At 62.6% G+C, this 12395-nt stretch carries 12 protein-coding genes; 4 read left to right on the forward strand and 8 right to left on the reverse strand.

Going from position 1 to position 12395, the window contains the following annotated elements; all coding sequences use genetic code 11:
• Positions 1-8: 8 nt before the first annotated feature.
• Genes SJY10_RS13490 through SJY10_RS13505 form a run of 4 tightly spaced genes read left to right on the forward strand, consistent with a single transcriptional unit; the run spans position 9 to position 3080 of the window.
• On the forward strand, positions 9-947 hold the full coding sequence (locus tag SJY10_RS13490) for an ABC transporter substrate-binding protein (protein WP_386683472.1): 939 nt from the start codon (positions 9-11) through the stop codon (positions 945-947).
• Entirely contained in the window at positions 944-1624 is a 681-nt protein-coding gene (tenA, locus tag SJY10_RS13495; protein ID WP_386683474.1) for a thiaminase II, read from the forward strand. The genes SJY10_RS13490 and tenA overlap by 4 nt, the downstream gene beginning before the upstream one ends.
• Positions 1621-2343 (forward strand): ABC transporter ATP-binding protein, encoded by a 723-nt coding sequence (locus SJY10_RS13500; RefSeq protein WP_386683476.1) that lies wholly within the window; start codon positions 1621-1623, stop codon positions 2341-2343. The genes tenA and SJY10_RS13500 overlap by 4 nt, the downstream gene beginning before the upstream one ends.
• Positions 2340-3080, forward strand: a complete 741-nt coding sequence (locus SJY10_RS13505; protein WP_386683478.1) for an ABC transporter permease — start codon at positions 2340-2342, stop codon at positions 3078-3080. Before SJY10_RS13500 ends, SJY10_RS13505 begins: the two co-directional genes overlap by 4 nt.
• Here SJY10_RS13505 and SJY10_RS13510 read toward each other — a convergent pair.
• From SJY10_RS13510 to SJY10_RS13545, 8 genes are read right to left on the reverse strand one after another with little or no spacing between them, the layout of a single operon-like run.
• A complete protein-coding gene (locus tag SJY10_RS13510) occupies positions 3077-4498 on the reverse strand; it encodes an AMP-binding protein (protein WP_386683480.1) in 1422 nt (473 codons plus the stop codon). The genes SJY10_RS13505 and SJY10_RS13510 overlap by 4 nt on opposite strands.
• On the reverse strand, positions 4491-5336 hold the full coding sequence (locus tag SJY10_RS13515) for a hypothetical protein (RefSeq protein ID WP_386683482.1): 846 nt from the start codon (positions 5334-5336) through the stop codon (positions 4491-4493). Before SJY10_RS13515 ends, SJY10_RS13510 begins: the two co-directional genes overlap by 8 nt.
• Positions 5333-6643, reverse strand: coding sequence for a hypothetical protein (locus tag SJY10_RS13520; protein ID WP_386683484.1), 1311 nt, complete (start codon positions 6641-6643; stop codon positions 5333-5335). Before SJY10_RS13520 ends, SJY10_RS13515 begins: the two co-directional genes overlap by 4 nt.
• Positions 6640-7737: a DUF3419 family protein gene (locus SJY10_RS13525; RefSeq protein WP_386683486.1), complete on the reverse strand. Its 1098-nt coding sequence runs from the start codon at positions 7735-7737 to the stop codon at positions 6640-6642. Before SJY10_RS13525 ends, SJY10_RS13520 begins: the two co-directional genes overlap by 4 nt.
• A complete protein-coding gene (locus SJY10_RS13530; RefSeq protein WP_386683488.1) occupies positions 7727-9748 on the reverse strand; it encodes a PEP-utilizing enzyme in 2022 nt (673 codons plus the stop codon). The genes SJY10_RS13525 and SJY10_RS13530 overlap by 11 nt, the downstream gene beginning before the upstream one ends.
• On the reverse strand, positions 9741-10148 hold the full coding sequence (locus tag SJY10_RS13535; RefSeq protein ID WP_386683490.1) for a PEP/pyruvate-binding domain-containing protein: 408 nt from the start codon (positions 10146-10148) through the stop codon (positions 9741-9743). Before SJY10_RS13535 ends, SJY10_RS13530 begins: the two co-directional genes overlap by 8 nt.
• Entirely contained in the window at positions 10148-11008 is an 861-nt protein-coding gene (locus SJY10_RS13540) for a UbiA family prenyltransferase (protein WP_386683492.1), read from the reverse strand. Before SJY10_RS13540 ends, SJY10_RS13535 begins: the two co-directional genes overlap by 1 nt.
• Before the next feature lie 41 nt (positions 11009-11049).
• Positions 11050-12315: a hydroxymethylglutaryl-CoA reductase gene (locus SJY10_RS13545; protein WP_386683494.1), complete on the reverse strand. Its 1266-nt coding sequence runs from the start codon at positions 12313-12315 to the stop codon at positions 11050-11052.
• Positions 12316-12395: the final 80 nt, after the last annotated feature.

Below are 12395 nucleotides of genomic sequence, written 5' to 3' on the forward strand. Positions count from 1 at the left end.
TAAATACAATGAAACTCATAACGATTACGGCCGCAATCACCATGACGGCCCAGCCGCTTTTGGCTGCTGACGACATGACCGTTCTGCTGGACTGGTTTGTGAACCCCGACCACGGCCCGATCATCGTGGCGCAAGAAATGGGCTATTTCGCCGATCAAGATTTAAACGTCACCATCATCGCCCCGGCTGATCCGTCCGATCCGCCCAAAATGGTTGCAGCGGGCCAGGCCGATCTGGCGATTTCCTATCAGCCGCAACTGCACCTGCAAATCCACGAAGGTCTGCCGCTGCGCCGGGTCGGCACGCTAGTCGCGACCCCGCTGAATTGCCTTCTAGTGCTGGCGGACGGGCCGATCACATCCCCCGCCGACCTTGCGGGCAAAAAGGTCGGCTTTTCTGTCGGCGGCGTTGAAGAGGCGATGCTGGGCACCATCCTGACCCACAATGGCGTCGCCCCGGACGATGTCGAAATGGTCAACGTGAACTGGTCATTGTCACCGTCGCTGATGTCGGGCCAAGTGGACGCGGTCATCGGTGCCTTTCGCAATTTCGAGCTCACCCAGATGGAGATCGAAGGCGTCAAAGGTCACTGCTTTTTCGTCGAAGAAGAAGGGTTCCCATCCTATGACGAGCTGATCTATGTCGCCAACGCAGACACGATGGACAAGGACCGCATCGCCCGTTTCTTGGCCGCCACACAAAAGGCGACCCAATATATCGTCAACCACCCGCAGGACAGCTGGGAGGTCTTCGCCGCCACCTCGACAGAGCTTGACGACACCCTGAACGCCCGCGCCTGGACCAACACGATCCCGCGCTTTGCCCTGCGCCCCGCCGCCTTTGACGTCGGCCGCTATGCCGCGTTCGAGGCGTTTCTGGCCGAAGCTGGCCTTGTGCCTGACCAGACGCCTGTGTCCGGCATCGCGATTGACGTGACCGCGCCATGACGGCACCGGATTACGGGCAAACTTTTGCCCAGTGGCGCAGCGGCGCACAGGGGCCGTGGCGGGATTATACCCGCCACGCCTTTGTCGCGGGACTAAGCGACGGGACGCTGCCGCGCGCGGCGTTCCTGCACTATCTGACGCAGGACTACGTCTTTTTGGTGCACTTCGCCCGCGCCTGGTCGCTGGCCGTGGTCAAATCGGAAACGCTGGAGGAGATGCGCACCTGCGCCGCAACCGTTAATGCGCTGGTCAATCACGAAATGGCCCTGCATATCGGGGTTTGCGCGGCACATGGCATTGACGAAGCCACCCTTTTTGCAACGAAAGAGGCCGAAGCGAATCTTGCCTATACCCGCTACGTTCTGGACGCGGGCCTGCAGGGGGATTTTCTTGATCTGATGGCCGCGCTTGCCCCCTGCGTTATGGGATACGGCGAAATCGGCCTGCATCTGGCGCAGACGTGCAGCGCGGATACGCCCTACAAGGACTGGATCGATACCTATTCCGCGCCGGACTATCAGGCCGTTTGTAAAAGCGTTGGCGCGATGGTTGATCGTGCCGTAGCGCAGCGGATCGGCCCCTTGTCCGCCGCGCCGCGTGCTGCGCGGTTGCAGCAGCGTTTCACCATGGCGACAGAGTTAGAGGTCGGCTTTTGGCAGATGGGTCTGGACGCATGACACCGCCGCCGGGCGTCACGCTGGCGGGGAATTATGCCCTTGGTGGCCAACGGCTGTTTACTGCGGATCTGAAGCTGCGAGCGAGGGAATGGACCTGCCTGCTTGGGCGGTCCGGCACCGGCAAAACGACGATCCTGCGGTTGCTCCTCGGCCTGCCGACGGGCGGCCATTTCGCTGGGCAGATTGCGGCATCGGACGGTGCCAGTTTGCAAAACCGCGTCAGCTATATGGCGCAATCCGATCTGCTGCTACCTTGGCTGAATGTGCTGGATAACGTCTGCATCGGCGCCCGCCTGCGGGGCACGCCCCCCGACCGTGCCCGCGCGGCAGAGCTGCTGCGCCTTGTCGGTCTGTCAGGCGCCGCCCAGCAGATGCCGCGCCAACTGTCCGGCGGGATGCGCCAACGCGTCGCCCTTGCCCGCACCCTGTCCGAGGATCGGCCCGTTGTTCTGCTGGACGAGCCCTTTTCGGCCCTTGATGCAGGCACCCGCGCCGATATGCAGGACCTTGCGGCGCAGGCTCTTGCGGGCCGCACTGTCCTGCTGGTCACCCACGACCCGGCAGAGGCAGCGCGGCTGGCGCACCAGATCATCCTGTTGTCACCGCAAGGCACAACAGTCTGGCCGACCCCGCCGCAGTCCCCGCCCCGCGCCATTGATGCACCGGACACGATCACAAGCCAAAGCCGCCTGCTGGCGCATCTGCGCTGCGCCGCATGAGGGGGCGGGATATCTTGGCTGCGGTACTGCTTGCGCTGGCCCTGTGGCAAGCAGCGGTCACATTGACGGGCGCGCCGCATTTCATCCTTCCCTCGCCGCTGCGGGTGATGCAGGCCGCTTGGGCAAGCCGCGTCTTAATCACGCAAAACGCGTGGGTGACGGGGATCGAAGTGCTGCTGGGCCTGTTCATTGGCACGGGTTTGGGTGCTGCAACGGCGATCGGGCTGGCGCTGTCCAAACGGGCAGAGCGGCTGATGCTGCCGCTGCTGGTCTTCAGCCAAGCGGTGCCGGTCTTCGCCCTCGCCCCGCTTCTGACGCTGTGGTTTGGGTATGGCATGGGGTCCAAAATCGTGATCGCCGTGCTGATCATCTTCTTTCCCGTGACATCAGCCTTTCACGACGGGTTGCGCCGCGCCGCCCCCGGCTATCACGATCTGGCCGCGACAATGGGCGCAAGCCGCTGGCGGTTCATGCGCCATATCGCGGTCCCGCAGGCGCTGCCCGCGCTGGGATCGGGCCTGCGGCTCGCGGCCGTTTATGCGCCAATCGGCGCCGTCATCGGCGAATGGGTCGGAGCGTCGCGGGGCCTGGGGTATCTGATGTTGCTGGCCAATGGCCGGGCCAAGATCGATTTGATGTTCGCCGCCCTGATCGTGCTTGCCTGCCTGACAGTATTGCTTCATCTGGCCGCAGGACGGTTAGCTAACTTGCTAACGGGTTATGCCCAAGGCGATTAAAGTTGCTTTTGCAACGCCTTTCGGTCCACCTTTGACGCATGGCGTCGGTCCATCGGGATATGTTTGACATGCCTGACGCCTGGAATATCAAGCTGGGCCGCAGCTGTCGTCCAGGCGTTCAGGCACGCCGCATCCCCTGCGATCACTAGGCAAGGTTGCCCCCCCACCGACATGAGTGCGCATTGGGCCGCTCCGGGCCAGGACCGCGCCGCAACTTCGATCTGAAAAGGATAGGTCGGCTTTCCGGCCAGATTAACCTGTGTGCCAACGCGCCCCAGCAACCAAAGCCGTCCCTGAACGTCAAAGTACCCCGCATCGCCGGTGCGGTGCCAAACGGTGTCGCCTGTCCGCACCTTGTTTTCCGCATCATGCGCAGGGTCCAGATAGCCGCCGTTCACATGATCGCCCGCGACCTGAATTTCGCCCGCGACGATGCGCACTTGAATATCGCGGACGGGCAATCCGACCAGAAGGCCCTGCCCCGCTGTCATTGCCGCCGCATCCTGCACGCTAATCTGGGCGCTGGTCAGATGCGCAATCGGCTCTGCCTCGGTCGAGCCGTAGACGCAGGTGATGTCCAAGGCGGGCCCTTCAGCTTGCAATCGCCGCAGCAGGTCCGGAAAGACCGGGCCGCCGCCTGTAAAGACAGTGTGCAGTGACGGCGGTATCGCGCCGCCCGCCAGCGTGTCGCAAAGAGCAGGCGGTAGCAAGGCGCGGGTGACGCTGTGCTGCACCATCCAGGCGGTCAGCGCCGCGGGTTGCACCTGCGCCAGTTGCGACATTTTCCAGTTTGGCAGCACCGACGTGCGGCCGCTGGCGATGTTGATCAGGACAAAGACAGGAAAGGCGACAAGGTCGACCTCTGCCGCGCGGCTGTCCAGCATGGGCGCAATCGCCCTGTGCTGGGCAGTCAGAAAGCCATGGCTGCGCGGAATCGCCTTGGGCGCGCCACTGGTGCCAGAGGTGAAAGAAATCAGCGCCAGATCATCCGTATCCGGCGGGGGCAAATCCAGCGCAGGGCCAGGTGCAGCGACAGGGCGCAGATGCGGCAGACGCCAAAGCGCAGGCAAGGCAAAACGCAGCAGCCCGTAGGCACCCGCGCTGGCAAAGGCCGTGACGCCCGCGACCCGCACCGCATGGCGCAGACCCGCCAGACCCATTGCAGGCTCTGGCAAGACCACGGTCGCGCCCAGTGACCAGAGCGCCGCAAGGCTGGCGTAAAGGTCCGCATCCACGCGCATGGCCAGCAGCACGCGGTCGCCTTTGCCGATACCGCGCCCGTGCCACGCCCGCGCCAATCCTTGCGCGCGGGTCTGCAATTGCGCAAAGCTGATCCGCTGCCCCTGCCCGTCGATGATCGCGGTGCGCTCGGGGGTTCGCGCGACGGCAGCGGCGAAGTCAGCTAACAGATCAGCCATCGCGGATCAGCCCGAACAAGCCATAGCGGCGAAAGATCTGCGCCCCTTCGGACGCGCTACGCAAGGCCGACAGGTTGTCGTCATGGATCAACGCATGAATTGCGGTGTCATAGCCCAGCGCGGCGGCGGCCGTGTGAAAGGCATGGGCCAAATGCTGTCCCGCCCCCTTTTGCATGCTGGCATAGGTCTTGAGGATTGCGCTGCGCGGCGCAAACCCTTCGGCATAGTTTGGCGTGCCGAACAAGAACCCCGCCAGCGTGCCATCTGGGCGACGGGCAAAAAAGATCAGGTCGCGCTTCAGCATTGGCACCATGGGCATATACATCGCCAGAAAAGCATCCTGACTGATCGGTTTGTAGAACGCGTTGCGCGCAAATGCGGCGCTGGACAGCGCGTAGACCTGCGCAAACAGCGACTCTGGCGCGGTGCCGTCCCACGCCTGAATTGTGAAATCATCGCTGGGCGCAGGCGGCGTGGCTGCGGCAGTGGCCAGCGGCACCCGGGCCGAAAAGTAGCTGCTGATCTGCGTGAAGCCTGCGTCCGTGAACAGGGCGCGGGCAACGGGATCATCCTTCGGCTCTAGCAAAAAAGCCGGGCTTCCGTCGGTTTGCGTGACAAAGCGGTAGCTGTGCCAAGTGTCGCCGTCCATCGGGCCTATCACGCGGTGCAGGCCGGCATCCCAGACATGGGCAATCGCCTGATCCAACACCGCGCGGCCCGCCGCTGATGTTTTGCAGGCGAACCCGCCCAGCGTCGCCGCTGGTGCGCTGTCCCATGCTGGGCCGTCCAGATACACGGTGATCTTGGCACCGTCATTTTGAAATACACAAGGCGTCATGCGGCAAATCCAATCGCAGCAAGATAGGTTATCACCGGGACCGCAAGAGCCAGCAGCGTCACCTTTGTCACGCGGCTGGTCGCAAATGCTGCGGGGATAAGAAACGGTCCCCCCCCCGAAAGCAATAGGCTGCAGACCACGGCGAGCCACATCGAACCGTTCCAGTTAGACGCAGCAGGGTTCAGCCCAAAGGCCACCGCGTAGATCCCGCAAAGCCCCCCTGCTGCCAGCAACAGCAAACCGCTGCGCACCGATACGGGACGGGCCGCCAGCGCCAAGGCGCAAAGCGCTAAGGTCATGCCCATCGCAGTCAGCCCGTAAAAGGTTACTGCGTTCCATCCTGTTGCGTTGCCCAGCGTCAGCCAGCCGAAACTCACCAGCGCCAGTCCGGCGACAATATCCAGGTCGGGGTATTGGCCGCGGCAAGGTGCGGCGCTGCGGCTAAAGGCATGGGCGGCAAGGACAAGGATGGGGATGATTGCATTGTGCACCTCGACCGTGGCCAGTAACAGAAAAACCGTGGTGACATAAACGTGCGACGCGTGATGCGTCAGCCCGATGCGCGGCGCAATCAGGCGGAATGCCACAAGGGACGCCGCGAAAACCGCCGCCAGCCACAACAGATCGCCCAGCGGACTGGCCGCATGAACAGACAGGAATGTCAGCAAACCCAAGGGCAGGAACAGGTTGTCGAAACCGCGCCAGCTGGCGGCTTCAACCAATGTGCCGAAACCTGCGACCATTAGGGCAATGACGATAATATTGGGCGGCGGAAACGGCGACATCAGCATCAGGCAAAGCATCGCGATCAACAGGGTGATCGTGAAAAAGACGACGCTGCCTTCGACGCTTTTGCGCCCTTCTTCTATCTTGAAAAACCGCGTGCCATAGGTGCTGCCCGCCAGCGCCGCCGCAGCATCCGCCAGTGTCAGCACCGCCATCGGCAGCACATATAGGTAAGGCGTGTCCCCCGACAAAAACAGGCAAACGCCGACGGACACCGCCAGCAGCAGATCGCCATAGGACGTGCGCCCGACCCCGTGCAGCGTCTGCCCCAGCCGCGATCCGGGCCGCCGTAGCACCAGCATGACAACAAGCGTCACCGCGACCAGCACATAGACAGGCCAGCGATCCGGGAACAGCCACGGCAGGGTCAGGGCGTAAAGGCCGGTAGCGATATGAACCAGCTTGCGCTGCACCTCTGCCCCGATCTGCCAGATGCCCGCCAGCCGCCGCACCAAAGCCATCACCCCCAGCAGCACCGCGACAGAGCAAAGCGCCAGCCCGATTTGAAGTGGAGCCGTCAAGCCTTAACCTCTTCGACGATCAGGTCGGAGTAAAAGAATGCCTTGTCGATCGCTTTCAGGTGATCCTCAGTGCCTGTCAGCGTCGTGACACGGCCGGCGTATTGTGGCGGCATCCGGCGCGGTGCCATCATGTTCCAATAGACCAGCCGCGCGCCGGGGGCCGCGGCACTTAGGATGTCGCCATAAACCTGCGCAAAGGTGTCCGGCGACATGTATTCAAAAATGTCCGACAGATTGAACCCGTCGGCCTTTTCCCCGGTTGAAATAAAAACCTCCAGCGCGCCGGGGCGGATATCGAGGCGGTCGAGGCGCGATTTGATCACGTCGAAATATTCGGCCCGCCACGTCATCGGCAGGGCCGCGCCATGGGTGCCTTTCATGATCCAGTGCAAATAGGGGTTTTGCGCCGGATCACAGGTGACGGCTGCATGGTGAATGCGGCGGGCAACGTGCTGCGCCGGACTGCCGTCGACATGGTCAAAGAACGTCTTGTCCCGCCCCATGCGCCCCATGACAAAGCGCGAAAAGAAGGTGTTCAGCAGCAACCGCCACCGCCACGTGTTAAAGCGCTGATCCAGAAACGCACGGCGCGCGGCCAAAGGGCGGGATTCAAAGATGGCGTCGATGGTGCGCTTGCTATGAACCAACGGCAAAAGCCGGGTGCGAAAGATGCGGAAATAGCGTTCGAACTTGCCCACGCCGCCAGCGCCATAAAGCGCGACGTCATCGGCCTGTGCCTGCCAAAATGCCTGCGTGTCTTTGTCCAGTCCCGCCAGCGCCCGGTCCAGCAGGCCCGCGCGCTGTATGCTGGGGCGCGCGCCCATCAGTTCCAAAAACTCGGGGTGGGACAGGTTGCGAAACGCGCCGATCCGCAGATGCAGACAGGCGATTTGCGATGGTGACAGATCGACAACCACAACCTTGGCGGGGTCCAGCGTCAGCATTGCCAACGCGTTATCCCCGGCCGAACAGATCGACACCAACGTGCCGCCCGTGCAATCGCCAAGCGCCTGCGTCAGGACGTCTGCATCCTCCCACAACTGCGCATAGCGGATGTGGTCAAAGGCCGCCTTGCCCGCAATTTCAGAGGTCATTCAAACGCTCCACCATGCCAGTTGCCCCGTCGACGCAGATCAATTCCCCGTCGCTGATCCACTGTGTCGCGCCTTTCAGGCCCACAACGCAAGGGATCCCAAGTTCGCGGGCAACGATGGCCGAATGGGACAAAAGCGAGCCGCGTTCGACCACGATGGCGGCGGCGCCTGAAAAGACCGCGATCCAGCCCGGATCGGTATGGCGCGCAATCAAGATGTCGCCGGGGGTCAAGGTTTGCCTGCGCGGATCGTGGATCACCCGTGCCCGCGCCGTGACGCGGCCGGCAGAGCAACCTGTCGCACTGCGCTGCGTGGCGGGGTCTTTTGTCGTGCTTTCGGGTTGCCACACCGGCGCAATCGCAGGGCCGCGCAGCGTAATCCGCTCTGGCGGGTCGGGGCGCAGGGCGGATGCGGCATCCTCTGCCTTGCGCAGGGCGATCAGGGACTTCAGGTCCGGCGATAGACCGTATCCCTCGACCGCGCCCAGCGCCTCGTCCTTGGTCAGGTGAAAAATATCCCGCGGCGCGGCGATCAGGCCGCGGGCGGCAAATTCGCGCCCCAACGCAAGGAACACGCGGCGCGTCAGGCCAAAGATGCGCGTGCGTTCAAACCGCAGGTTTTCGCGGTCGCGGACCCGGGCTTTGGTCCAGCTGATAAGCCATTTGGCAAAGTTTCGTTTGATGGGATTTTTAGGGAACAGCGCGGTCCAGTCCGGCTCTGCCTGCTGCTGGCCAGCTGTCTGCCCCCGTGCGGCACTGGCGGCGATGGCCTGCAATAGACTGCTGGGATCATCCGTCAGCGGGATGCTTTCCAGCTTCAGCTCTTCGGTGCAGCGGTCGCCAAAACGGTCCAGATAGCTTTGAACCTGCTGCAATATTGCCGGGTGTCCGGCCAGCGCGTTCAATCCATTAGCGGCCAAAGCATCGGCCAGCCCCGCCTGCGCCACCATCTGCCCCATCTGCGCAATGCGCTGCGCAGGCTCGGCCGAGACGATATCCCCCTGCCCGATCATGACATCGTTGTGCAGGATTAGCCCCTGCAGCCCCAGCCATTTTTCCAACAAATTGCGCGAGGCCCCAAAGGCGATCATGCACAAAAAGTCATTCACCAGCGGCGCGTCCCAGCGGTCCAGCAGCGTGCTTTCAATCCGGCGGTATTCAGCGGCCAGCGCGGTTGGCCCTGCGGTTTGCGGATAGAATTCGCTATCCAGCGCCGCATTCAGGCGGTTATAAAATCGCGCCCGGGTGCGGGGAAGCCGGATCGCCTGCCAGATCAGACCGCCCGCAACCCGCACAAGCTTGAGGTATTCCACCATGCGCGCGGCACCTTTGGCGGGGGGCGGGCCGATGCTTTGCGTGACTTCATCCGGCATCGGGGTCGCGACGCCCATCATGGTTTCCATATAGGCGCGGTTTAGCGAAAACCCCGGCAGCAGGGCCAAGGCGCGGTACCAGTTCACAAGGTTATAATAGACACGGCCATCAACCCGCCCCAGCATATTGCCAAAGACGCCGGCATGCGCTGCAACCGTGGCATCAGGCACCCCCAACAGGCCAACAAAGGCGCGGTAGACGCGGGCATAGACATGCACGGCAAAGGAATAGGTCAGCGGGCTGACCATGCCAGGATAGCTTTCGACAATATTGGAATTGTCAAAGATCGTTAGCGCGTTGTCCACCTGCGGCGCGGGCAGCAGCGGTGTCGTGATCGGGCGCGATTGCAGGATATGCAGGCCAGCGGCGTCGATAGCCCATTCGATATCCTGCGGTCGACCAAAGGCCGCCTCTGCCCGGCGTGCTAGGTCCGCGACGGCCAGCGCCTGCGCTACGGTCAGCACTTGCGGCGCATCGGGCCCCTGCGCTGTATCCGTAACGGTCCAATCCTCGCCGTCGGCTTCGCCTGCCACCAGCTTTTCGCCCAAACCTGCGATGGCAGACATGACAACGACGCCCCGCCTGCCCGACACCGGATCGGCAGAAAAAGCGACGCCTGCGGATTGCGCGTCAATCATGCGTTGGACAATGACGGCGGGCCCTTCGGCCGCCCCCCCCCGATTTTAGCTGGCGATAGGTAGCAACGGTATCGCCAAAGCCCGATTGATAAACCTGTTGCGCGGCCTGCCAGACGTCAGCGGCGGCGACATTCAGCACCGTATCAAACTGCCCCGCGTGGCTATGCTCTGCCCCGTCTTCTGACTTGGCAGAACTGCGCACAGCAAAGGGGCCGGTCCCCAATGAGCGCAGGGCTGCGGTCAGTCCGGTGATAGGTTCAGAACCGGCGCAAGCGCTTGCCGGGATGACAAAAAATGTAGGCGGGTTGAAACCCAGCTTGGCCAGCTGCGCGAGGGACGCAGCCTTGCCGCCGACCTGTTGTGCGTCCTGCGCGGCCTCTTGGGCGATGATGCCAGACATTAAAGAACTCTTATCAAGACGGGCACGAAGCCTGCGATGGCATAGCAGGCGAAAACCCAAAGGCCCGCAACCGTATCCATGCGCTTTTCCGCGCGAAGTGTGGGGGATTTGGCATAGGTCCGCACGGTGCTAAGGCAGGCCGCAAAGCCTGCCCCGCCCAGTGCAAGCGTGATCCAGAATGCGCCCGTGACAGCACCAATGCCCAACAGCAGACCAAAGGAAACCGCAGTGCAAGCCGCCCAAATAATAGCCGCGCGGCGCGGCCCCCAAAGGCGCGAATAGGTCTCTACCCCCGGCAATTCGCTTTGCGGGGCCCACAGCTTGCGCCCGATTTCCAGCACGGAGCCATTGACGAAAGATAACGCCAGAAACAGCCAGATGCCCCGCGCAGCCCCGCCGCCGGGCATCCATTCCATGCCGGTCAGCAAAAGATCAATTAACGGCATGATGGCCATATGGCTGACCAGATACAGCAGCGGCCGCGCCTTCAGCAAGGCCGCAGCACCGAACTCTGCGGTCATCGCTGCCAGCCAGACCCACACCAGCGCCAGAAGCAAAAGCGCAGGGGGATGCCACAGCCAGACGGCCAGCGCCGTGACGGGCAGCGACGCAAGCCCAAGCACGATAATCTGGCGCAGCGACACCAACCCGCGCGGGATCGGGCGGTGCGGACGATAGCGGCGGTCATCCTCCAAATCCTTGTATTCATCGCAAACCCGCATCTGGAAAAACAGCATCATGGCGGCAACGAAGGCCGCCACAAAGGCCCCTGCCCCCGGCAGCGGGCGCCCTGCCATTTCAGCCGAGGCGCACAGACTTGCCGCTGAAAAGACCGTTAGCAGCGGCACCGTTTTGGCCAACGGGAAGCGTTCCTTTTGATAGGTCCAAAGCGCCGCAACCTTCATCGGTGCCGCGCCAATTGCTGATGCGCCCGCGTGAAATCACCCGCCGCAATCGCCGCCACGATCGAAATTTCACCGCACAGACACGTCGCCGCCGCGACCTCTGCCAATGCCGCGCCTTTGCCCGCGCCCTTAAGCCCCAGAATGTTCAACCCCGCCGATTGGCTGGGCAGCGATGTGCCGCCGCCGACCGACCCCACAAGGATGTTGGGCATGGTAACAGAGCAGAACAAGTCATCGCCCCGCGGCTCCATCCGCGTGATTCCAACGGCGCTTTCGGCCACGCAGGCGGCGTCTTGTCCGGTGGCCAGGTAAAGCGCGGCCAAACCGTTTGCGTAATGCGCCTGCGCGCCAAGCTGACCTGACAGATGTGATCCAAGGTTCGCAACCTGACCGTAATCCAGCATCGCCTTCACACTGGTGCCAAGCACGCCTTCGACCACTTTGGCCGGTAAAGTGACCGACGCGCTGACCTTGCGACCGCGCCCTGTGACAAGGCCTAAAAAGGATGCCTTTTTATCGCCGGAAAAGTTGCCTTCGATATACCACGCCTTTGTCTTGATCGGGCAGCGTGCAATGATGTCTTCGCACAGCGCGTTTGTCGAAATGGTCACCATGTTCTGCCCCGCCGCGTCGCCCGTGGTGTAGCGGCAGATCAGGAACACGATGTTGTTGTCCACCATCGGCTCGACCGAGGTCAACTTGCCATGGCGCGTTGTTGCCTCTGCCGCGGCCTTAAGCGCCGCGATGTCATTCACAACCCATTCCACGAACAGCCCTGCATTGACCAGATTGTCGAACACGAAAGCCGGGGTGCGGATCACGCCATCGTACAGCAGCGCGGTGCTGATGCCGCCGGATTTTGTCGCGGCATATGCCCCCCGCCCGTAAGATGCGACCAAGGCCGCCTCTGTCGTGGCCAGCGGGACGTTGTAATCGCCGCTGGCGTTCAGGCCATTGATGCGCAGCGGCCCGATGATGCCGACGGGGATTTTTACGGTGCCGATGAAGTTTTCGATATTGGCATCGAAAAGCGCGGGATCTGCCATGGTCAGCGGGTCGGCCAGCGCATCGCGGTCCTGCGTCGATGCTGTATCCAACAAACGATTCCAGTATTTTGCGACCGATGCCGCCGTGGCGCGCCGCACCGGACGCAGGGCAGCAAAGGCAGCGGCACTGGGCTGCATACGGGCTGCCAACGGCTCTGCCTGAAACGTTGCGCGGACCTTGCGCAGCATTTCGGTCACATGGGACGGGACAGTCATAGGCAGAACTCCGGCTTTACTTCGCGGGTGATAGCCTAAAAACATATCGGCAATACGGTAAATATGCGATCGGACCCGGA

Origin of the sequence: Loktanella sp. R86503 (assembly GCF_042466455.1) — a bacterium.
GTDB lineage: Bacteria > Pseudomonadota > Alphaproteobacteria > Rhodobacterales > Rhodobacteraceae > Loktanella.